This is a genomic window from Mycobacterium sp. NGS35, assembly GCF_059812855.1.
In genome coordinates this window covers 181,425-202,124 of sequence record NZ_JCALDL010000003.1, presented here as the reverse complement: position 1 = coordinate 202,124, position 20,700 = coordinate 181,425, and the positions used below count along the sequence as shown (strand labels likewise).

The window sequence follows — 20,700 nt, the reverse complement described above, 5'->3', positions numbered from 1 at the left end:
CTAGGTTTGGTGCCGATGAGCACCGACGGGAACCCGGACCACGACGTGAAGCCGCCTCCGCTGCCCGATGCTCTGCTCGACCCCCGTCCGGTGATCGCCGTGTGCACGCTGGCCTGGATCGCCGCGGCGATCGCGGCTTTCACTGTGCCTGAGCTGCAGACTTGGCGGCCGGTCACCGTCGCCGGCCTCGGCGTCGCGGCATTCGGCACGTTGCTGTATTTGTGGCAGCGTCGCGCGGCCCGCAGCGGATCGCGCGGCGCTCAAACCGGCCTGTACTGAAGAACAGGAGGCACCAATGGCCGCACCGCTGTTGCAAGCCCAGATCGACATCGACGCTCCCGTCGAGAAGGTCTGGCAGTTGATCACCGACTTCCGCCGGATGCCGGAGTGGAGTCCGCAGTGCCGCATGATGAAGCCGCTCGGACCGTTGCGTCCGGGCACCCGGACCGTCAATCTCAACCGCCGCAACCGGCTGTTCTGGCCGACCACGAGCACGGTCATCGAGGTTGTGCCGCAACGCAAATTCGCGTTCCGGGTCAACACCAACAACACCGTCTGGAGCTACGAGCTCGAACCGACCGCCACCGGTACCCGCGTGGTGGAGTCGCGGCACGCCGAAAATGGTGTGAAGGCGGCGTCGAACATGTTGGTCAACATGTTGTTCGGCGGAGTGCCCAGTTTCGAGCAGGAGCTGCTCGACGGGATGAACGCATCGCTTGCCAAGATCAAAGCGGCGGCCGAAAAGGCTTAGCCCTGTTGAGGTTCCACTAGATCCAGCACGCCGTCGTCGAACGGGTCATAGCGCGGCGAACCATTGCCGGGGGGTGCCGGAGTGTCCGAGTGCGCGCCGCATCCGTATTCGGAGTCGACGACGTGGCCGTCGGCGGACATCTCGTTGGCGCACACGCCGAACATCCTGCCGAGCGAGCCCGCGAGTGGAAGGTAGAACGCGCAATCACGGCAGACCCTCCGAACGGACCGCGCCATCGGCGACTGCGGGCCGTAGTCGCCGTCGTGCCAACGCTGCGCGGCCGCGGCGCGCCCGAACGCGCTGAGCACCTGCCGCCGCCCCAGACCGAGTTCCACCGCGACGTCGTCGACGGCCGGGTCGCCGGTGAGAACGTAGCCGGGTTCGAGTCTGGGATCGTCGCGCGGCGGGGCGAGCAGGTCGCCGGGGCCGAGGTCGCCCGGCCGGATCCGGTCCTGCCACGGCACCCACTGCGGGGCCAGCAGCGCCGTCGGCCCGGGCACCAACACCACCTCGCTGATGGTCGCGTGGTCGGCGCCCGGATGCGCGGCCACCACCACCGCCCACTGCCAGCCGCAATAGCCGGGCAGGTTCGCCAGGAAGCGATGGGTGGCCGCGGTGGCGTCGTCGAACGTCACGCCGATGTACTCGCCGACGGTCTCACCGCTGAACTCGACGATCGCCGCGCGGGCCTGCTCGACCGCGCCGGCCAGCACGTCCGCGGCCGGCGCTTCGGTGGCCTGCGCGTCGGCCACGGTCACGTCGTCCATTGCATCCCCAATAGTGCCCGACGCACCCGCCCGCAGCCACACCGGCTAGCTGCGCCACCGCGTCCGCCCGATAGTGGACAATCGACGCTGTGAGCGGACCGCGGCGAGACGCCCTCGGCGGTGATCGCGGCGGTGATCACCGGTATTACCCACCCCGGCCGGCTCCCGACGCCGACGAACATCCCGGCATGGCCAACTACCCCACCGACGGCGTGCCGTACCGCCGGGCTTCGCGGTCATCGATGCCCAGCGGCAACCGGTATCTGCCGCCGCTGGACGAGCCGGCAGGCCAGGGGTATTCGCCTCCGCCTCGCTCCGGAGTATCCGACGGGCAGAAGGTCACCGTGACCCGGGCAGCTGCGATGCGCAGCCGGGAAATGGGTGTGCGAATGTACGGGCTGTTCCATCGGGCGGCCACCGCTGACGGCGCCGACAAGTCCGGCCTGACCGCGTTGACCTACCCGGTGATGGCCAACTTCGCAGTCGACGCCGCGATGGCCGTCGCACTGGCCAACACACTGTTCTTCGCGGCCGCGTCGGCCGAAAGTAAAAGCCGGGTGGCGCTGTACCTTCTCATCACGATCGCGCCGTTCGCGGTGATCGCTCCGCTCATCGGTCCGGCGCTGGACCGGCTGCAGCACGGGCGCCGTGTCGCGCTGGCCATGTCGTTCGCCTTCCGGACCGCGCTGGCGGTGATCCTCATCGCGAACTACGACGGCGCCAGCGGCAGCTTCCCGCCGTGGGTGCTGTACCCGTGCGCGCTGCTGATGATGGTGATGTCCAAGTCGTTCAGTGTGCTGCGCAGCGCGGTCACACCGAGGGTGATGCCGCCGACCATCGACCTGGTGCGGGTGAACTCCCGGCTCACGGTGTTCGGGTTGATCGGCGGCACGATCGTCGGCGGCGGCATCGCCGCGGGTGTCGAGTACGTCTTCACCAAGCTGTTCGGCCTGCCCGGCGCGCTGTTCGTGGTCGTCGTCGTCACGGTCATCGGCGCCTACCTGTCGATGCAGATTCCCCGCTGGGTGGAGGTCACCGCGGGTGAGGTGCCGACCACGCTGACCTACCACAGCCACAGCGCGCCGTTGCGCCGAGACCGCGAACCCCGGCCTGCCAAGCGGGCCAAGCCGCGACAGCCGTTGGGCCGCAACATCATCACGTCGCTGTGGGGCAACGTCACGATCAAGATGATGGTCGGGTTCTTGTTCTTGTATCCGGCGTTCTGGGCCAAGTCGCACGACGCGACCGGGCTGGAGCAGGTGGCCATGCTGGGGCTGATCGGGGCAGCGGCCACCGTCGGCAACTTCGCGGGCAACGGGCTGAGCGCGCGGCTGAAGTTGGGCCGGCCGTCGATTCTGGTGGTGCGCTGCACGATCATCGTCACTGTCGCCGCACTGGCGGCGGCGTTCTTCGGCAACCTGCTGTTCACCGCGATCGCGGCGCTGTTGACGTCGGGCTGCAGCGCAGTGGGCAAGGCGTCGCTGGACGCGTCGCTGCAGGACGATCTGCCGGAGCAGTCGCGGGCGTCGGCATTCGGGCGTTCGGAGTCGCTGCTACAGCTGGCCTGGGTGGCCGGCGGCGCGACGGGCGTGTTGGTGTACACCGATCTGCGTGTCGGGTTCACCGCGATCTCGTCGTTTCTGATTCTCGGCCTGGCGCAGACCATCGTGAGCTATCGCGGCGACTCGCTGATCCCGGGCTTCGGCGGCAACCGGCCGGTGGTCGCGGAGCAGGAAGGCAGCACGCCTGCCGGCGCGATGGCAACACCGCAGTGACCCGCGCCCTGACGGCGATAGGCGCCGTCATCGTGGTGTGCGGCGTTGTCGCCGTTGGCATTTGGCTTGTTGTGCGCGGCCATCCGCCGGCGCGACCGGAGATCAGCGCCTACTCGCGCGGCCAGCTGGCTCGGGTGGGACCGTATCGGTACTGCAGTCCGATCGACCTCAACGACTGCGAAAATGCCGGAGCCCAAGGCGAATTGGCCGTGGACGACCGCAATGTGGTGCAGCTGTCGGTGCCGCCCTCGATCGGGCGCACGCCGTGGCTGCTGCGGGCCTTCTACGACGATCCGCGCGACACCTCGCTGCAGGTCTTCCGACCGAATTCCCGCCTGGCGGTGACGATCCCGACCGTCGGCGCCGCCGGGGGGCGGCTGAATCGGGTGGTGGTGCAGATTCTGACGTTGGTGTCCGACGAGAAGGGTGATTTGTTCCCGATGCCGCACGCCGAATGGTCGGTGCGGACGGCCTGGGCTTAGCCCAGCGGTGTGTGACCCGGCGGCACCTGCTCCCCTTCCGCCGGCGGACCAGGCGGTGTCCCGTCACCAAAAGGCCTGCCGCCCAGCTCTTCTCGACCATGCGGCGTCAGCCAGTTGGCGAGGTCCGGCCCCTTGGGCACGATGCCCGTCGGGTTGATGTCCTTGTGGACGATGTAGTAGTGCTGCTTGATCTGGACGAAGTCGATGGTGTCACCGAAGCCGGGGGTCTGGAACAGGTCGCGGGCGTAGGCCCACAGCACCGCCATCTCCGAGAGCTTCTGGCGGTTGCACTTGAAGTGGCCATGGTAGACGGGGTCGAACCGGGCCAGCGTGGTGAACAGCCGCACGTCGGCCTCTGTGATGGTGTCGCCCACCAAAAACCTTTGGCGGCTGAGTCTTTCGGACACCCAGTCCAGCGCGGTGAAGAGCCGCTCGTAGGCCCGCTCGTAGGCTTCTTGTGACCCGGCGAACCCGCAGCGGTACACGCCGTTGTTGATTTCGGTGTAGATGCGCTGGGCAACCTCGTCGATCTCGTCGCGCAACGGCTCGGGGTACAGGTCGGGAGCGCCGTCGCGGTGGTATTGGCGCCATTCGGTGGACAGATCGAGCGTGATCTGGGCGAAGTCGTTGGTCACCACTTCACCGGTGCGCACGTCGACGATTGCCGGAACTGTGATGCCTTTCGGGTAGTCCGGAAACCGCTTGAAGTAGGCGTCTTGCAGCCGCGGGATCTTCAGCACCGGGTCGACGCCACCGGGATCCAGGTCGAAGGTCCAGCTGCGCTCGTCGTGCGTGGGACCGCAAAAGCCAATGGACAGCACGGGTTCCAGACCAAGCAGCCGGCGCACGATGATGGCCCGGTTGGCCCACGGGCACGCCCGCGCGACGATCAGCCGGTAGCGGCCGGGCTCCACCGGATAGCCGTCACGACCGTCGGCCGTGATGCGGGTGGTGATGTAGTCGGTGTCGCGTTCGAACTCGCCGCCACTGGCGACATAGGCTGCCATGGCTTCAGGATGCCCGGCGAGTGCCGGCTTAATCCACGCCTCCCCGTCGCGGCCATGCCTCGAGTCACCACTCGGCGCGCGGTCAGGCGTCCAGTTCGCGTGCTACCCGCTTGAGCGTCTCCGCGACCATGTGGCCAGTCTTGCGGTCCGGATAGCGGCCTCTGCGAAGTTCCGGCTGCACCTTGCCCTCCAGCAGCTTGATCATGTCCTCGACCAAGGCGTGCAATTCGTCGGGCGTGTGCTTGTGCTCGTGCTGTGCCGCTTCCCGACGCGTGCGCAGCGGCGACGGCGGCGGGTCGATCAGCTTCAGGCTCAACGCTTGCGGGCCTCGCCGCCCCGTCGCCACACCGAACTCCACCCGTTGGCCGGACTTGAGCGCCTCGACGCCGGCGGGCAGCGCAGACGAGCGGATGTAGACGTCCTCGCCGTCCTCTTGGGACAAAAAGCCGAAGCCCTTCTCCGGGTCATACCACTTCACCCTGCCGGTCGGCACTTGTCTCACCTGCTTGTCTCGACGGTCACTCGCAAAGATCGCGCCCCGCACAGTCGCAGGACGCGATGAGCAAATCCTACTCGGCTCACCCAGCGCGAAGCAGCCCCGTTTGGTCGGTAGGCTGGGGAAACCCCCTGGAGGAACTGATGAGCCGCTTGGGCGAAGAGCCGATACCATGCGCTTGATACTGAACGTCATCTGGTTGCTCTTCGGCGGCCTGTGGCTGGCGCTGGGATATCTGCTCGCGGCCGTCATCTGCTTCGTCCTGATCATCACGATCCCGTTCGGTTTCGCCGCCCTGCGGATTGCGCTGTTCGCCTTGTGGCCGTTCGGCCGCACGATCGTCGACAAGCCCGGCACCGGCACCGGCGCGCTGGTGGGCAACATCATCTGGCTGGTGCTGTGCGGCGTGTGGCTGGCGATCGGTCACGTCGCGACCGCGATCGCGCAGGCGATCACGATCATCGGCATCCCCCTGGCGCTGGCCAACCTGAAGCTGATCCCTATCTCGCTGGTGCCGTTGGGCAAAGAGATCGTGCCGGCCGACGACGCGAGGTCGTGGATATGACGGTCACCGCCCTCGGTCTGCCGTCGGTGCGCCCGCACCGAGCGGCCGCTGGCGACGCCCCCGCCGACGGACCGCTCGTCGACCGCTTCGGCCGCGTCCACACCGACCTGCGGGTCTCGCTGACCGACCGCTGCAATCTGCGATGTACCTATTGCATGCCTGCCGAGGGCCTGGACTGGATGCCGGCCGAACGGCTGCTGCGGCCCGACGAACTGCTGCGCCTCTTGCAGATCGCGGTCACGCGTCTCGGCATCACCAGTGTGCGATTCACCGGCGGTGAGCCGCTGCTGTCCAAGAACCTGGAAGAGATCATCGCGGCGACGGCCGAGCTGCGGCCCCGGCCGGAGATCACGCTGACCACCAACGGGATCGGCCTCGCGACGCGCGCCGAGCGGCTGGCCGCCGCGGGGCTGGACCGAATCAACGTGTCGCTGGACACCGTCGACGCCGCCCGGTTCGCGGCGATCACCCGGCGCAACCGGCTGCCTGACGTGCTCGACGGACTCGCGGCCGCGCGCGCCGCGGGACTGGATCCGGTGAAGGTCAACGCGGTGCTCGATCCGGTAACCGGCCGCGACGACGCCGTCGCGCTGCTGCGGTTCTGCCTGGAGCACGGCTATCAGCTGCGGATCATCGAGCAGATGCCGCTGGATGCCGATCATCGCTGGAGCCGCGGCGAGATGCTGACGGCCGACGACATCCTGACCGCACTGCGGCGCCATTTCACGCTTGCAGCCAACCCTGGGCCGCGCGGCTCGGCGCCGGCGGAGCTGTGGCTGGTCGATGGCGGCCCTGCGACGGTCGGGGTGATCGCGTCGGTGTCGCACGCGTTCTGCGCCGCCTGCGACCGCACCCGGTTGACCGCCGACGGACAGGTGCGCAACTGCCTGTTCGCGCGCAACGAGACCGACCTGCGCGGACTGTTGCGCGGCGGTGCCGACGACGCGGAGATCGAGGCCGCGTGGCGTGCGGCGATGTGGGCGAAGGCGGCCGGCCACGGGATCAACGACCCCAGCTTTGTGCAACCGGCACGACCGATGAGCGCGATCGGCGGCTGAGATGACCGACGTCACGACGACGATCCAGGTGACGGTCCGCTACTTCGGGGCCGCGCAGGCCGCCGCTGGCATGGAAGCCGAAGTGCTCGCCGTGGATCCCGGGGTGACTGTCGCCAGTCTGACGAACACCCTCGCAGCGCGCGATCCCCAACTGGCCGCCGTGCTCGCACGGTGTTCGTATCTGTGCGACGGGGTGGCGGTGCGCGACCCGTCGCTGCAGCTTCGCGCAGGGCAGACCGTGGATGTGCTGCCGCCGTTTGCCGGCGGCTGACGTGATTTCCGTCACATCACGGAATAGTCACAGATTGGCTTCGGGGCGGTGTCGGCCGCAAGCGACCTGCAGGTACGCCGTCCCTTCTTGGGGCTTTCCCGTTTGCCGGGGACCGAAACGCCGTAGGCGCCTGAAGGTGACGAATTTCCCGTAAACCGTTACGGTCTTGCGCAGGCCGGCCCACCCCAATGCGGTTGGCCCTCCTTCCCTTTCGCGCCGAGCTCCATCCGTGAGGGAAGGACACGACGACACCGTGGATGGAGGCGGGGGACCCAATCGGTCCACCGACACGGACCCGGAGCCCACGCGGCTCCTTGGGGTGAAGCCGGTTCTTCCGGCCGGGCGACCTCTCTTGCCCGAACCCGACAGCTGACTCCGCAGGCGCATGTAGAGAGGACGAAACTCGCGCATGAGTGGACGGCATCGCAAGCCCACGCAATCCAACATCAACGTCGCGAAAGTCGCCTTCACGGGCGCAGTCATCGGAGGAAGCGGCCTGGCGCTGAGCGCCCACGCGGCCGCGGCCACCGACGGCGAATGGGACCAGGTCGCCCGCTGCGAGTCCGGCGGCAACTGGTCGATCAACACCGGCAACGGCTACCAGGGCGGTCTGCAGTTCTCGCCGAGCACCTGGAGTTCCGCAGGAGGCAGCGAGTTCGCCCCGTCGGCGCACATGGCCACCCGCGAGCAGCAGATCGCGGTCGCGGAGCGTGTGCTGGCCCGTCAGGGCCGCGGCGCCTGGCCCGTGTGCGGCACCGGCCTGTCCGGCGCCAGCCAGCGCAGTGTCACGCCGCGGACGGCCAACCAGGTGCAAACGCTGGACGCAGCCACGCCGCCGGAGGGTCAGTTGCCCGCCCCGGAGGCCCCGGCTCCCGAGGCACCGGCTCCCGAGGCACCGGCCGCTGACGCCGGGCCCGCGCCCGAAGCCCCTGCTCCGGTCAACGAGGCACCGCCGGCTCCTGAGGCGCCGCGCGCGCCCGAAGCTCCGCCGGCCCCCGAAGCGCCCCCGGCTCCCGAGCCGGTCATCGAGACGGTCGACGCACCCGTCGCACCGGCAGATGTCGTGCTGCCGGCCGTGGACCAGGTGCCCGCGCCTACCGACGGCGTGATCGTCGACGCCGCGGCTGCGGTCGACACGCCGCCCGCCGGCGAGGCCCTGGGCGTCGCTGCGCCCGACTCGGCCGTCATCGAGCAGACCTCGCTCGAGGTGCCGCTCGCTCCGGCCGACCCGGCGCCGCCCGCACCGCTGCCGGCGGATATCCCGGCTCCGGCCTACGACGCCGCCAACCAGTTCATGACGGACGGCAAGCTGCCCACGCTGCCGCAAGGCATCCTGCAGCAGGGCGCCGGCTCTGGCTACCTCAAGGACCTGTGGGGCGCGATCAGCAACCAGGACATCGCGCTCAACGACGCACTGCTGGGGCTCGCCCAGCAGGCCGCGCCCGCGGACGCGCCGACCCCGGCTGCCGGCTAAGACAGGTCAGGCCGAACCGACCCACTCGTCGCTGCCGTCGGCGAAGAACTGGTGCTTCCACACCGGTAGCCGCGCCTTGATGGCGTCGACCAGCTTGGCGCACGTCTGAAACGCGGCGGTGCGATGGTCGGCGGCAACCGCAGCCACCAGCGCCGCGTCACCGATGGTCAGCGTGCCGACGCGGTGGCTGGCGGCCAGCGCGCGCACGCCGGGGCTGTCGCGGGCGATGTCAGCGAGCACCTCGGCCAGCACGTCCGGAGCGGACGGATGCGCCGAGTACTGCAGCCGTGTCACCGAGCGGCCGGCGTCGTGGTCGCGGATCACGCCGGCGAAACCCACCACCGCGCCGGCCGCGGCATGCGCCACCAGCGCTTCGTGCTCGGCGAGGTCGACGGGCTGCTCGGTGATCTCGGCGCGCAGAACCTCTGTCATCCGTGGTCCTTTCCGCGCAGCTGGTCCAGCGCGTGATCCAGCACGTCGGCGAGCACCGCGAGGCCGTCGCGGACGCCGCCGGGTGAGCCCGGCAGATTGACCACCAGCGTGCGGCCGGCCACCCCGCACAACCCGCGCGACAGCACGGACGTCGGCACCTTCGGCAGCCCCGAGCGCCTGATCGCGTCGGCCAGCCCGGGGATCTGGTAGTCGAGCACTGCAGCCGTCTGCTCGGGTGTCGCATCGGTAGGTGAGATCCCGGTGCCTCCCGAAGTGATGACCACGTCGACGGTATCGGCGACCGCGGCGCGCAAAGCCGCACCCACGGCGTCGCCGTCTGGCATCACCGCCGGCGGCGGCACGGTGAAGCCGCGCTGCGTGAGCCAGTCGAATATGATTGGGCCGCAACGGTCTTCGTATCTTCCGGCCGCGGCGCGCGTGGACGCAATCACCACTCGAGCCGACCGCGTCATCTGGTCCAGCTGCCGCTGCGCCCGCCTGCTTTGTGCAGCACCCGCACGTTGTCGATGCGCGCGGCCCTGTCGACGGCCTTGATCATGTCGTAGAGGGTGAGGGCCGCGACGCTGACGGCGGTCAGCGCTTCCATCTCGACGCCCGTGCGATCGGTGCTGTGCACAGTCGCGGTGATCTCGATACTCGACGGGCCGATCTCGAAGTCGACGTCCACGCCGGTGAGCGCGAGCTGATGGCACAGCGGGATCAACTCGCTGGTGCGCTTGGCCGCCTGGATGCCGGCTACCCGTGCGGTCGCCAGCGCGTCACCCTTCGGCAGGCCGCCGGTGGAGATCAACCCGACCACCTCCGGCGTCGTCACCAACACTCCGGCCGCGACCGCAGTGCGCTTGGTGACGGCCTTGGCGGTCACGTCCACCATGTGCGCCGCTCCTCGTTCGTCGAGGTGCGAGAGTCGGCCGGCGCCGGAAGCGCTCATGGGCCCAGCTACTTGTTGACCACCGTCACCGGATGGGTGTACGGGAGCTCGTCGGCGGGCAGGGGAAACGTGACGTCCCCGAACGGCGACAACGCGCCGGTGCGGTCGGCAGCGAGCTCGCTGACGGCGTGGTCGTTGTCGCCGTCGAGGGTCGGCCAGCCGGGATCGACGTATCGACTCTTCGCGGATTTGTTGTCTGCCACGGCCCCATTCTGACAGGCGTTACGGCGCGTCGCGACACTGACCGGCTGCTTTAGGCTGGTCAGCAATGAGCAACAACACCCCGCGCCTGCCGCTGGGTGCCTGGCTGGCCGACCTGCCCGATGACCGGCTGGTCCGACTGCTGCAACTGCGCCCCCACCTCACCCAACCGCCTCCGGGCAGTATCGCCGCGTTGGCAGCGCGGGCCCAGGCGCGCCAGTCGGTGAGGGCCGCCGGCGACGACCTGGACTTCCTGACGCTGGCCGTGCTCGATGCGCTGCTGGTGCTGCAGGCCGACGCGGCGCCGGTGTCCGCAGCCAAGGTGGCGGCGCTGCTCAGTGACCGCGTGCCATTGAACGCGCTCTCCGAGGCTCTGCAGGAGCTGACCGACCGCGCGCTGGTGTGGGGCGAGGGAAACCTTCGAGTGGTTGCCGAGGCGCCCGCGGCGCTGCCCTGGCATCCCGGTCAGGTAACGCTGGAGCAGGACATACGCGACGCCCACGACATCATCAGCGCGGTCGACGGGCTCGACGATGCGCAGCGCCAGTTGCTGGACCGGCTGGTGTCCGGCTCGCCGGTGGGTCGCACCCGCGACGCGGCGCCGGGCACTCCACCGGACCGGCCGGTGCAGCGGCTGCTGGCGGCCGGGTTGCTGCGGCAGGTCGACGACGAGACCGTGATCCTGCCGCGAGTGGTCGGACAGGTACTGCGCGGTGAAGAGCCGGGGCCGGTGAGCCTTATGGAGCCGACGCCCGCGGTGCGTTCGACCTCAATGGTCGACGTCGACGCGGCCGCTGCCGGCGCGGTGCTGGATATGCTGCGCGAGATCGAGCTGCTGGTCGAAACCCTCGGCGCCGCACCGGTTCCCGAGCTGCGCAGCGGCGGACTCGGAGTGCGTGAGGTGAAGCGGCTCGCCAAGGTGACCGGCATCTCCGAGCAGCGGCTCGGGCTGCTTCTCGAGCTTGCGGCGTCTGCAGGGCTGATCGTGTCCGGCATGCCGCACCCAGAACCGCTCGACGGCGACGGACCGTACTGGGCACCCACCGTGCAGGCCGACCGCTTCGTCGAGTCGCCGCCCGCGCAGCGCTGGCACCTGTTGGCGACGACGTGGCTGGAGCTGGCGTCGCGTCCGAGCCTGGCGGGCCGCCGCGGGCCGGACAACAAGCCGATCGCCGCGCTGTCGCAGGCACTGTTTTCCACCGCGGCCCCGCTGGACCGTCGGCTGCTGCTGTCGCTGTTGGCCGACTTGCCCGAGGGAGCGGGCCTCGATGCCGCGGAGGCGTCGCGATTGCTGCTGTGGCGGCGGCCGCGGTGGGCGCTGCGTTTGCAACCTGGACCGGTCGCCGATCTGCTGGAGGAGGCCACCGCGCTCGGGCTGGTGGGCCGGGGGGCGTTGACGTCGCCGGCGCGGGCGCTGATTTCCGGCGCGTCCGAGGACGAGACCGTCGCCGCGATGAAGCGCATCCTGCCCGCGCCGATCGACCACTTCCTGGTGCAGGCAGACTTGACCGTGGTGGTGCCGGGTCCGCTGCGCCGCGAGCTGTCCGACCAGTTGGCGGAAGTCGCCACCGTCGAGTCGGCCGGCGCCGCGATGGTCTACCGGATTTCCGAAGCATCGATCCGGCGGGCACTCGACGTCGGCCGCACAGCCGCGGGGCTGCATGCCTTCTTTCGCGAGCACTCCAAAACCCCTGTGCCGCAAGGACTTACCTATTTGATCGACGACGTGGCGCGCCGCCACGGTCAGCTGCGAGTGGGTGTCGCTGCGTCGTTTGTGCGGTGCGACGACACCGCGCTGCTGGCCCAAGTGGCCGCTGCACCGTTGGCCGAGACGGTGCAATTGCGGCTTCTCGCCCCGACGGTCGCCGTGGCGCAGGCGCCGATCGCCGACGTGCTCAAAGCGTTGCGCGACGCCGGGTTCGCGCCGGCGGCCGAGGACGCCACGGGGGCGGTCGTCGACCTGCGGCCGCGCGGAGCCAGAGTGACTGACGTCCCGCAGCGTCGGCCGTACCGCAGCCCGCCGCCGCTTGCCCCGCAGACCCTGGAAGCGATCGTCGCGATGCTGCGCAAAGTCGCGGCCACTGCGCCCGCGGTGCGCGTCGACGCCGGCACCGCGGTGCTGCTGTTGCAGCAGGCCGTGCGTGACCAGGCCTCGGTGGTGATGGGCTACGTCGACCCGGCGGGGGTGGCCACCCAGCGGGTGGTGTCGCCGATCAGCGTGCGCGGCGGCCAGCTGGTGGCGTTCGACCTGGCGTCGGGCCGGGTGCGCGACTTCGCCGTGCACCGCGTCACCTCTGTGGTGTCGGTGGACGACGGATAAGTCGGTAGACGACGGATAATGGGTGAAATGACCGACGGACCCCTGATCGTGCAGTCCGACAAGACGGTGCTGCTCGAAGTCGACCACGAACTCGCCAACGAGGCGCGCGCGGCGATCGCCCCGTTCGCCGAGCTCGAACGCGCACCCGAGCATGTGCACACCTACCGAATCACGCCGCTGGCGCTGTGGAATGCCCGTGCCGCAGGCCACGACGCCGAACAAGTGGTCGACGCGCTGGTCAGCTATTCGCGGTATGCGGTGCCGCAGGCGTTGTTGGTCGACGTCGTCGACACCATGTCGCGCTACGGGCGGCTGCAGCTGGTCAAGCATCCCGCGCACGGGCTGACGCTGGTCAGCCTGGATCGCGCGGTGATGGCAGAGGTGTTGCGCCACAAGAAGATTCAGCCAATGCTGGGCGCGCGTATCGACGACGACACGGTGATCGTCCACCCCAGCGAACGTGGCCACATCAAGCAGATGCTGCTCAAGATCGGCTGGCCCGCCGAGGACCTCGCGGGCTACGTCGACGGCGAGGCCCACCCGATCAGCCTGCGCCAGGAGGGCTGGCATTTACGCGACTACCAGGAGGTGGCCGCCGAGTCATTTTGGGCCGGCGGCTCCGGCGTGGTCGTGCTGCCGTGCGGCGCCGGCAAGACGCTGGTCGGCGCGGCCGCGATGGCCAAGGCCGGTGCCACCACGCTGATCCTGGTGACCAACACGGTGGCGGGCCGGCAGTGGAAGCGCGAGCTGATCGCCCGCACGTCGTTGACCGAAGAGGAGATCGGCGAGTATTCGGGCGAGCGCAAAGAGATTCGGCCCGTCACGATCGCGACCTATCAGGTGATGACGCGCCGGTCGAAGGGCGCCTACCGGCACCTGGAGCTGTTCGACAGCCGAGACTGGGGCTTGATCATCTACGACGAGGTGCATCTGCTGCCCGCGCCGGTGTTCCGGATGACGGCGGATCTTCAGTCACGGCGCCGCCTGGGCTTGACTGCGACGTTGATCCGCGAGGACGGCCGCGAGGGCGACGTGTTCTCTCTCATTGGGCCGAAGCGCTACGACGCGCCATGGAAAGACATTGAGGCGCAAGGCTGGATCGCTCCGGCGGAGTGCATCGAGGTGCGTGTGACGCTCACCGACAATGAGCGGATGCTGTACGCCACCGCAGAACCCGAGGAACGCTACCGGCTGTGCTCCACGGCGCATTCGAAGATCGCGGTCGTCAAGTCGATCCTCGACAAGCACCCCGACGACCAGCGGCTGGTGATCGGGGCATACCTCGACCAGCTCGAGGAGCTGGGCGCCGAACTCGACGCACCGGTGATCCAGGGTTCCACCAAGACCGCCGAACGCGAGGCCCTGTTCGACGCGTTCCGCAACGGCGAGGTGTCGACGCTGGTGGTGTCGAAGGTGGCGAACTTCTCCATCGATTTACCGGAAGCCTCTGTAGCCGTTCAGGTTTCGGGCACGTTCGGGTCACGCCAGGAAGAGGCGCAGCGACTGGGCCGGCTGCTGCGGCCGAAGGCCGGCGGTGGCGGCGCCTACTTCTACTCGGTGGTGGCCCGCGACAGCCTCGACGCCGAGTACGCCGCACACCGGCAGCGGTTCCTGGCCGAGCAAGGCTACGGATATGTGATCAAGGACGCCGACGACCTGCTGGGCCCGGCGATCTGAGGGTCCGCGCGACTGCAGCACGCTAAGGGTCATCGTCGTCTCCGAGTCGAAAGTACCGCTCGGGGTGCCAGTACCCGTTGGTGCGCGGTTTGCCGAAGTCGAGATGCGGCGGCGGCAGCCATTCGGTGACGCCGTCGGCGTTCTTGTGGGTGGTCCAGCCCTGTTCGTCGAGCAGCTTGTGGTCGGGCCCGCACGCAAAGGTCAAATCGTCGATGTCGGTGCGATGGCTCTTGGCCCACTCGGTGACATGATGCACCTCGCACAGGTAGCCGGGTGCGGTACAGCCCGGGCGACTACAGCCACGGTCCTTGGCGTGCAACACGATTCGCTGTGCCGGGGACGCGATGCGTTTAGTCTCGCCGAGATACAGTTCGCGGCTGGTGTGCTCGTCGTATATGCGTAGGTAGTGACGAGCGTGGCTGGCCATGCGGATCACATCGGCCATCGGAAGCCACGATCCACCCCCGGTGTGGGCAAGGCCGGCGGCGGATTCAAGTTCCTGCAAGGTGGTCGACACCACGATGCTGACCGGCAGCCCATGATGTGACCCCAACTGACCAGAGGCCAGCACGCTGCGACACATTGCCACGAGCGCATCATGGTTGCGCTGGGCGGTGCTGCGGTGATCCTGCTTGATCGCTTCTTCCGATGGGCTGCCGTCCACGGTCGGGGACTCGTCCGCCGGATTGCACATAGCCGGCGCCGCCCACTTGCCCAGCACGGCATCCAAGCCGGCGCGGGCTTCAGGCGTGAGCCACCCGCTGATCTTGCTCATTCCGTCAGTGTTTTGGCGCCCGATAATCAGCCCGCGCCGCTGCGCCCGGTCGGCGTCGGTGAAGATGCCGTCGGGATTGAGGCAATCGGCGAGCTTGTCGGCCAGCACCGCGAGCTCGTCGGGGCGAAACTTCGCCGCCACTCCGGCCAGCTCCGCTTCGGCACGCATCCGGGTCGACTCGTCGATCCAATCCGGAAGTTGATGGAAGAAGCGGCGTATCTCCCTCACATGGTCAGCGTTGAGCACCCCGCCGCGCTGCCCGGCAGCGGTGCCCGCCCACGCCGGCGCCAATCGCTCGCCGGTCAGCGTCGACCGTTCGCCGAGCATCTCGGCGTCGGCGATGCGCCGGGCCGCTTCGGCGGGCCGGATGCGCAGCCGCTCGGCCAGATACCTCTTCAACGACCGGCCGATCTGGTCGGCGCCGGCCGTCGCCGCGATCCGGTTGATGGCCTGATGCTCGATGATCGGTAGCCGACAGCGTCCCGACTCCACGGCATCGAGCACCGCACACAGGTCCGGCAGCGCCAGCCCGTCCAGCGCCACCTCCGCCAGCTCGGCCACCGCGGCGCGGTACCGTTCCACGGCTGCGAACACCGCATCTCGCCCGGCTTTCGAACGCATGGTCGAATGATAGCCGCGACGACCGACACATCACGCGGTCATCCACCGCTGAAAAGGTCTGTGAATAAAGCAGTTTCAATGACCGCGGTTTGTCAGGCCGTTGTGCTAGCGCAGCCCGTGTAGGTTCACCCTCGTGGCTGACCTGATGAACCGCCAGATCGTGCTGCGCCGCCGCCCGACGGGACTGGTGCAGCCCGACGACACCGAACTCGTCACGGTCCCGGCGCCCGAGCCCGCCGACGGCGAGGCGCTGGTCCGCACCACCTACGTCGGCATCGACGCTGCCGTCCGAACGTGGCTCAACGACCAACCGGGCTACCTGCCTCCCGTGCAGCTGGGCGAGGTCATCCGAGCAGCCGGCATCGGTGAGGTCGTCGCGTCCCGGTGCCCGGCATACCAGGTCGGCGACATCGTCACCACGCTCACCGGCTTCCAGGAGTACGTGCTCATCCGCGACGACATCTTCACCACCCCGATCCCCGGCGAAACCGACCAGCTCGCGATCATGTCGGTGTACGGCCCCACCGGCGCCACCGCCTACTTCGGCATGACCGACATCGGCCGGCCGCAATCCGGTGAAACCGTCGTGGTTTCGGCAGCCGCAGGCGCCACCGGGTCGATCGCAGGCCAGATCGCCAAGATCGCGGGCGCCCGGGTGGTCGGGATCGCCGGCGGACCGCACAAGTGCCAGGCCGTGGTTGACGACTTCGGCTTCGACGCCTGCATCGACTACAAGCACGACGACGTGCCCGCCGCGCTCAAGCAACACTGCCCGCGCGGGGTGAACGTGTACTTCGACAACGTGGGCGGCCCGATCCTCGACGCGGTGCTCGGCCGGCTCGCGCACAAAGCGAGGGTGGTCCTCTGCGGTGTCATCTCCAGCTACCTCACCGGCGAACACCCAGGCCCGGCCAACTACGTCAACCTGCTCGCCAGGACCGCGCTGATGCAAGGGTTCAACGCGCTCGACGAATGGGGTCGTTTCGACGAAGCCTTCGCCGCGCTTCGCCAATGGGAGCACGAGGGCCGACTTGTCCACCGCCAGACCATCTTCGACGGCATCGAGTCCTGCGTCGACGCGCTCAACGGACTGTTCACCGGGGCCAACATCGGCAAGACGCTGGTCAAGGTCGGCGAGCCTGCGACGGCCTAACTCAGCGCCGGGATCACCTCGCGCTCGAACAATTCGATGCCTGAGCGGTCGTAAGCGGCTTCGGGGAAGTACACGATCGCATACTCGCATCCGAGATCACGGATGGACCGCAGCTTTTCGATGACCTGCTCGGGTGTTCCGGTCGCGGCATCGGTGCCGGTCGCGGCAAGCATGGCGTCGGTCGCTTGCTCACCGACGTGCGCAACCAAGCGATCGCGGATCCGATTCATGCGATCTTTGAGGTCTGCCTCCGAATCGCCAAGTACGCCAGTGAAATTCGCCGACCGCACGATCGCGTCGAAGTCCGTGCCGACATCACGGCAGTGCTGGGCCAGGATCTCCGACTTGCGCTTGAACGCCTCCGGCTCGGGCGTGTAGTTGGTGTACTGCGCATACCTGGCCGCGATCCGCAGGGTCTTCTGCTCACCACCGCCGGCGATCCACAGCGGAATACCGTTAGGCTGCAACGGTTTCGGCTGCACTATCGCTCCGTCGGACTGGTAGTGCTTGCCGGAGAACGTCACCGTGCCGTCACGCCATGCGTCGCGCATGATCTGCACACCCTCGTCGAGCCGGGCCAGTCGCACACCGGCTGACGGAAACCCGTAGCCGTAAGCGCGCCACTCGTGTTCGTACCATCCGGCGCCGATGCCCATCTGCACGCGGCCGCCGGAGATGACGTCGACGGTTGCGGCCACCTTCGCCAGGTAGACCGGGTTGCGGTAACTCATCGCCGTGCACATCTGGCCGAGCTTGATCCGCGACGTCGACGCCGCGTACGCGGCCATCAGGCTCCACGCCTCGTGGGTGGCCTCGGCCGTCGGCACCGGCACGGTGTGGAAGTGGTCGTACACCCACAACGAGTCCCACGCCCCCTCGTCGGCATAGCGCGCGAGGCCTGCCATCACTTCCCAATGTTGCTCCGGCGGAATGCCGACGAGATCCAGACGCCAGCCCTGCGGGATGAACAGCCCAAAACGCATACCTGCAGACTCTAAGTGCCCACAGGCGGGTATACCTAGATGTCGAAGGCGAAACCCATGCTGACCATCGTGATCGTCGTAATCGTGGCCCTGCTCGCGGTGGGGTTGGTAATCGAAGAGCTTTTCCGCCTGCGAGATTGGTTGAACAGACCGCCGCGCAGCAAGCCACCTGATGAGTGAGTCCGTCGCGTGGCCGCGACTAGCCTGTTGTGCATGGCGCTGTCGAAGCAAGAACGTGAAGAATTCCTGGCCCAGCCGCACATCGCGGCCTTGTCGGTGAGCGCGGGCGCTGATCGCGGACCGCTCACGGTGCCGATCTGGTACCAGTACACGCCGGGCGGCGAACCGTGGGTGCTGACGGGCACGGGGTCGCGCAAGCACCGGCTGATCGAGGCGGCTGGGTGCTTCTCGCTGATGGTCGAGCGGCTGGAGCCCACCGTCCGGTACGTGGCGGTCGACGGTCCGGTCAGCCGGATCGAGCCCGGCACCGACGAGCAGCTCGTCGAGATGACCAAGCGCTATCTGGCCCCCGAGAAGGTCGAGCCCTATCTCGAGTTCGCCCGCCGCGAGCACGGTGACAGTGTGGCGATCTATCTCAAACCGCAGCACTGGCTCTCCGCGGATCTGGGTGAGGCGTGACGTGAGCTCGCGGCACACTCTCTTCCGGATCTTCTATCGGCTCGGATTCACGCCGTGGGACGGCCACCCGATTGCAAGCAGCCTGCAGCAGCTGGTCGCTGAACTTACACCCGGCTCTGCGCTCGATGTCGGCTGCGGTACCGGCGACACCGCAATTTATCTTGCCGAGCACGGATGGCAAGTCACCGCAATCGATTTCGTTCCGAAGGCCGTCGAGACTGCCCGCGCAAAAGCCCGTCAGCGCAACGTGACCGTCGATTTCCGCCACGCCGACGCAACCCGCTTGTCGGACGAAAACCTGGGCACCAGGTTCGACTTGATCGTCGACAACGGCTGCTTGCACGGCATGAGCGACGCCGACCGCGACAGCTACGTCCGTGAAATCACCACAGTGGCCGCTGCGCAGGCACGCCTGCTACTCATCGAGTTCACTCCGGGCGGCTCCTTCGCCGTCCCAGGCATCGCACAGGACGAAATCGAACGACGCTTCGCCGACGACTGGACGCTCGTGCGGAGCGGCGACGAATCATGGGCGAAGAACCTGCGCTTCTACCTACTGCAGCGCCGCTGAGTTCTTCCGCAGTCCACGCAACGCCTGAGCCCAAGCCGCCACTTCGTCGAACATGCGGTGCAACACCGACTCCCGATGCTCTGCAGGGGTGAACCGCCCTGGCTGCGTGACGTCGTCCAGCTGAAAGTCGGTGAAGAGCCCCAGCGACACCTGGCTGCGCACACATGCCACCTTGACTTCGGCCAGTGTGAGCCGCAGGTGCTCGACAGCCCTTGTGCCACCGTCGATTCCGTAGCTCACGAAGCCGGCTGCTTTGTCGTTCCACTCGGCGAACAGGTAGTCGACGGCGTTCTTCACCGCCGCGGGCATCGAGTGGTTGTATTCGGGGACCACGAACACGAACCCGTCGAAGGATCCGATGGTGTCGGCCCAGCGGCGTGTGTGCTCGCCGCTGTAGCTGCCGATCGCGGCCGGCACCGGTTCGTCGAGCAGCGGCAGCCCGGCGTCGGCGATGTCGACCAGCTCGACCTCGACCGGCTGTCCTTCGAAATGCCGACGCGCACACTGCACCACCCAGTCCGCGACCATTGCGGCACGCCGACGCGGACGCGTGCTGCCGACCACGATCGCCAGGCGCAGCGGAGCGGCTGTTTCGGCGGACATCAGGATCGCCCTCCTTACAACATCTGTTGTAGCAATTACAATGACTATTGTAGTTCGAGTTTCGAGGAGGACACGCATGTCGACACCGACTACCGACGGCGAGGTGACCGTGTTGGTGGAGTTCGACCTCGCCGACCCGCGAAACGCCGAAAAACTGGCCGACGACCTGGCCGACACCATTGCCGAAACCTTCACGGAGCGTGACGGATACATTTCGGCGACGCTTCTGGTCAGCACCGACGGCAAGCGCTTGGTGAACGTCGCGCGCTGGGCCTCAGAGCAACAGTGGCGCGTGGCCACCCAGAGTCCCGACCAACAGTCACCGCCGGCGAATCGCGGCGAAGACCCGAACTGGTTGCAGCGCCGCAGTTCCGACGAACCAGCGGCTCGCGTGCTCGCGCAAGGTGGTGCGTCGCTGGAGCGCGTGACCGCCTTCAAGGCGGTGCGCACGGTGACGCCGGACCGCTGAGCGCCGATGCCGTCGCCACGACCCGACAAACAGCGCGATCTGTTGGACGGCGCGCTGCGGGTGTTCGCGCGTGACGGCTACAGCCGCGCGAGCATCGAGGCTATTGCGGACGAGGCCCGGGTCTCGACCAGAACCATCTACAACCACTTCGACGACAAGGCCGCCCTGTTCCGCGCGGTGATCATCGACAGCGCCGAACGCACCGCCGACCATCAGATCGAGATCGTCCGCCGCCATCTCGCACGCATCGTCGATCTCGAGGAGGACCTCGTCGAGTTCGGCATGGTGTGGTCAGCGCCCGACCCCGCGACCGCAACACATTTCGCGTTGGTGCGGCAAGTCCTCGCGGACATCGCCCACATTCCCGACGACACCATCAAGGCATGGCAGCGTGCCGGTCCGGAACGTGTGCGCGCCGAGATCGGTGTGCATCTGCGCCGCATCGCCCGGGCGGGAATGCTCGACATCCCATCCGGCAAGCATGCGGAACTCCTTGCCGCACACCAGCTTGTCGCGCTCACCGCAGGAGTGGTCGACCGCCCCGGACCCCCGATGTCCACCCGGGCACGCCACCGCGCGGTGCGCGCCGGTGTGCGCACGTTCCTCCACGGCTACGGCGTCCGATTTCGGTGCGATTCCAGGCGCTGAGCGCCGCGAA

The 20,700-nt window shown here is 68.1% G+C and carries 26 protein-coding genes and 1 riboswitch; of the genes, 16 read left to right on the top strand and 10 right to left on the bottom strand.

The annotated features are described in order from the left end of the window. Positions 1-15: 15 nt before the first annotated feature. Positions 16-279: a DUF2530 domain-containing protein gene (locus AC5Y4C_RS08560; protein WP_499906721.1), complete on the top strand. Its 264-nt coding sequence runs from the start codon at positions 16-18 to the stop codon at positions 277-279. Between the two features lie 16 nt (positions 280-295). After that, positions 296-751 carry an SRPBCC family protein gene (locus AC5Y4C_RS08555; RefSeq protein ID WP_499906723.1) on the top strand — a complete coding sequence of 152 codons (456 nt, stop codon included), beginning with the start codon at positions 296-298 and terminating at the stop codon, positions 749-751. Here AC5Y4C_RS08555 and AC5Y4C_RS08550 read toward each other — a convergent pair. Next, a complete protein-coding gene (locus AC5Y4C_RS08550; protein ID WP_499914053.1) occupies positions 748-1,518 on the bottom strand; it encodes a DUF3027 domain-containing protein in 771 nt (256 codons plus the stop codon). The two genes, AC5Y4C_RS08555 and AC5Y4C_RS08550, sit on opposite strands and share 4 nt — an antisense overlap. Before the next feature lie 188 nt (positions 1,519-1,706). On the opposite strand from AC5Y4C_RS08550, the gene AC5Y4C_RS08545 reads away from it, so the two are divergent. Together AC5Y4C_RS08545 and AC5Y4C_RS08540 are read left to right on the top strand one after the other, a co-directional pair. Further along, complete coding sequence (locus tag AC5Y4C_RS08545; RefSeq protein WP_499914099.1) at positions 1,707-3,293, top strand: MFS transporter; 1,587 nt, start codon at positions 1,707-1,709, stop codon at positions 3,291-3,293. Then, a complete protein-coding gene (locus AC5Y4C_RS08540) occupies positions 3,290-3,775 on the top strand; it encodes a DUF2771 domain-containing protein (protein WP_499906727.1) in 486 nt (161 codons plus the stop codon). Before AC5Y4C_RS08545 ends, AC5Y4C_RS08540 begins: the two co-directional genes overlap by 4 nt. Here AC5Y4C_RS08540 and AC5Y4C_RS08535 read toward each other — a convergent pair. Next, the gene (locus AC5Y4C_RS08535) at positions 3,772-4,782 is read right to left on the bottom strand and encodes a glutathione S-transferase family protein (RefSeq protein WP_499961608.1); all 1,011 of its coding nucleotides are present in this window, start codon (positions 4,780-4,782) and stop codon (positions 3,772-3,774) included. The two genes, AC5Y4C_RS08540 and AC5Y4C_RS08535, sit on opposite strands and share 4 nt — an antisense overlap. 82 nt (positions 4,783-4,864) lie before the next feature. Next, positions 4,865-5,275, bottom strand: coding sequence for a cold-shock protein (locus AC5Y4C_RS08530; protein WP_499914049.1), 411 nt, complete (start codon positions 5,273-5,275; stop codon positions 4,865-4,867). Positions 5,276-5,450: 175 nt separating this feature from the next. Between AC5Y4C_RS08530 and AC5Y4C_RS08525 the strand changes: the two genes are divergently transcribed. From AC5Y4C_RS08525 to AC5Y4C_RS08510, 4 genes are all read left to right on the top strand, one after another. Beyond that, complete coding sequence (locus AC5Y4C_RS08525; protein WP_499906733.1) at positions 5,451-5,843, top strand: YccF domain-containing protein; 393 nt, start codon at positions 5,451-5,453, stop codon at positions 5,841-5,843. After that, positions 5,840-6,901, top strand: coding sequence for a GTP 3',8-cyclase MoaA (moaA, locus tag AC5Y4C_RS08520; protein ID WP_499961606.1), 1,062 nt, complete (start codon positions 5,840-5,842; stop codon positions 6,899-6,901). The genes AC5Y4C_RS08525 and moaA overlap by 4 nt, the downstream gene beginning before the upstream one ends. Position 6,902: 1 nt before the next feature. Continuing rightward, the gene (locus tag AC5Y4C_RS08515) at positions 6,903-7,172 is read left to right on the top strand and encodes a MoaD/ThiS family protein (protein ID WP_499906737.1); all 270 of its coding nucleotides are present in this window, start codon (positions 6,903-6,905) and stop codon (positions 7,170-7,172) included. A 233-nt stretch (positions 7,173-7,405) separates the two neighbouring features. Further along, a riboswitch (cyclic di-AMP (ydaO/yuaA leader) is annotated at positions 7,406-7,572 on the top strand. 9 nt (positions 7,573-7,581) lie between these two features. Continuing rightward, the gene (locus AC5Y4C_RS08510; RefSeq protein ID WP_499914044.1) at positions 7,582-8,646 is read left to right on the top strand and encodes a transglycosylase family protein; all 1,065 of its coding nucleotides are present in this window, start codon (positions 7,582-7,584) and stop codon (positions 8,644-8,646) included. 6 nt (positions 8,647-8,652) lie between these two features. On the opposite strand, the gene AC5Y4C_RS08505 is transcribed toward AC5Y4C_RS08510, so the two are convergent. The 4 genes from AC5Y4C_RS08505 to AC5Y4C_RS08490 are packed head-to-tail and all read right to left on the bottom strand — an operon-like array spanning position 8,653 to position 10,233. After that, positions 8,653-9,078 (bottom strand): molybdenum cofactor biosynthesis protein MoaE, encoded by a 426-nt coding sequence (locus AC5Y4C_RS08505; RefSeq protein WP_499961605.1) that lies wholly within the window; start codon positions 9,076-9,078, stop codon positions 8,653-8,655. Further along, positions 9,075-9,551 (bottom strand): MogA/MoaB family molybdenum cofactor biosynthesis protein, encoded by a 477-nt coding sequence (locus AC5Y4C_RS08500; protein WP_499961604.1) that lies wholly within the window; start codon positions 9,549-9,551, stop codon positions 9,075-9,077. The genes AC5Y4C_RS08505 and AC5Y4C_RS08500 overlap by 4 nt, the downstream gene beginning before the upstream one ends. Next, positions 9,548-10,030, bottom strand: a complete 483-nt coding sequence (gene moaC, locus AC5Y4C_RS08495; protein WP_499961602.1) for a cyclic pyranopterin monophosphate synthase MoaC — start codon at positions 10,028-10,030, stop codon at positions 9,548-9,550. The genes AC5Y4C_RS08500 and moaC overlap by 4 nt, the downstream gene beginning before the upstream one ends. 8 nt (positions 10,031-10,038) lie before the next feature. Next, positions 10,039-10,233 carry a hypothetical protein gene (locus AC5Y4C_RS08490; RefSeq protein ID WP_499906749.1) on the bottom strand — a complete coding sequence of 65 codons (195 nt, stop codon included), beginning with the start codon at positions 10,231-10,233 and terminating at the stop codon, positions 10,039-10,041. A 65-nt stretch (positions 10,234-10,298) separates the two neighbouring features. On the opposite strand from AC5Y4C_RS08490, the gene AC5Y4C_RS08485 reads away from it, so the two are divergent. Together AC5Y4C_RS08485 and AC5Y4C_RS08480 are read left to right on the top strand one after the other, a co-directional pair. Further along, a complete protein-coding gene (locus AC5Y4C_RS08485) occupies positions 10,299-12,551 on the top strand; it encodes a helicase-associated domain-containing protein (RefSeq protein ID WP_499961601.1) in 2,253 nt (750 codons plus the stop codon). Positions 12,552-12,578: 27 nt separating this feature from the next. Further along, a complete protein-coding gene (locus AC5Y4C_RS08480) occupies positions 12,579-14,228 on the top strand; it encodes a DNA repair helicase XPB (protein WP_499906753.1) in 1,650 nt (549 codons plus the stop codon). A gap of 22 nt (positions 14,229-14,250) precedes the next feature. On the opposite strand, the gene AC5Y4C_RS08475 is transcribed toward AC5Y4C_RS08480, so the two are convergent. Next, positions 14,251-15,624 carry an HNH endonuclease signature motif containing protein gene (locus AC5Y4C_RS08475; RefSeq protein ID WP_499947797.1) on the bottom strand — a complete coding sequence of 458 codons (1,374 nt, stop codon included), beginning with the start codon at positions 15,622-15,624 and terminating at the stop codon, positions 14,251-14,253. Between the two features lie 133 nt (positions 15,625-15,757). Between AC5Y4C_RS08475 and AC5Y4C_RS08470 the strand changes: the two genes are divergently transcribed. Beyond that, on the top strand, positions 15,758-16,777 hold the full coding sequence (locus AC5Y4C_RS08470; protein ID WP_499947799.1) for an NADP-dependent oxidoreductase: 1,020 nt from the start codon (positions 15,758-15,760) through the stop codon (positions 16,775-16,777). Here AC5Y4C_RS08470 and AC5Y4C_RS08465 read toward each other — a convergent pair. Beyond that, a complete protein-coding gene (locus AC5Y4C_RS08465; RefSeq protein WP_499947800.1) occupies positions 16,774-17,760 on the bottom strand; it encodes an LLM class F420-dependent oxidoreductase in 987 nt (328 codons plus the stop codon). The two genes, AC5Y4C_RS08470 and AC5Y4C_RS08465, sit on opposite strands and share 4 nt — an antisense overlap. A gap of 57 nt (positions 17,761-17,817) precedes the next feature. Between AC5Y4C_RS08465 and AC5Y4C_RS08460 the strand changes: the two genes are divergently transcribed. From AC5Y4C_RS08460 to AC5Y4C_RS08450, 3 genes are read left to right on the top strand one after another with little or no spacing between them, the layout of a single operon-like run. Then, entirely contained in the window at positions 17,818-17,940 is a 123-nt protein-coding gene (locus AC5Y4C_RS08460) for a hypothetical protein (protein ID WP_499906759.1), read from the top strand. 33 nt (positions 17,941-17,973) lie between these two features. Then, positions 17,974-18,399, top strand: a complete 426-nt coding sequence (locus AC5Y4C_RS08455) for a pyridoxamine 5'-phosphate oxidase family protein (RefSeq protein WP_499947801.1) — start codon at positions 17,974-17,976, stop codon at positions 18,397-18,399. 1 nt (position 18,400) lies between these two features. Beyond that, the gene (locus AC5Y4C_RS08450) at positions 18,401-18,970 is read left to right on the top strand and encodes a class I SAM-dependent methyltransferase (RefSeq protein ID WP_499906763.1); all 570 of its coding nucleotides are present in this window, start codon (positions 18,401-18,403) and stop codon (positions 18,968-18,970) included. Here the strand turns inward: AC5Y4C_RS08450 and AC5Y4C_RS08445 are convergent. Continuing rightward, positions 18,953-19,573: an NADPH-dependent FMN reductase gene (locus AC5Y4C_RS08445; RefSeq protein WP_499906765.1), complete on the bottom strand. Its 621-nt coding sequence runs from the start codon at positions 19,571-19,573 to the stop codon at positions 18,953-18,955. The genes AC5Y4C_RS08450 and AC5Y4C_RS08445 overlap by 18 nt on opposite strands. A 76-nt stretch (positions 19,574-19,649) precedes the next feature. Here AC5Y4C_RS08445 and AC5Y4C_RS08440 point away from each other — a divergent pair, with 76 nt between their 5' ends. Both AC5Y4C_RS08440 and AC5Y4C_RS08435 read left to right on the top strand, forming a co-directional pair. Then, positions 19,650-20,042, top strand: coding sequence for an antibiotic biosynthesis monooxygenase (locus AC5Y4C_RS08440; RefSeq protein WP_499906767.1), 393 nt, complete (start codon positions 19,650-19,652; stop codon positions 20,040-20,042). A 6-nt stretch (positions 20,043-20,048) separates the two neighbouring features. Then, positions 20,049-20,690 carry a TetR/AcrR family transcriptional regulator gene (locus AC5Y4C_RS08435; RefSeq protein WP_499906769.1) on the top strand — a complete coding sequence of 214 codons (642 nt, stop codon included), beginning with the start codon at positions 20,049-20,051 and terminating at the stop codon, positions 20,688-20,690. Positions 20,691-20,700 lie beyond the last annotated feature (10 nt).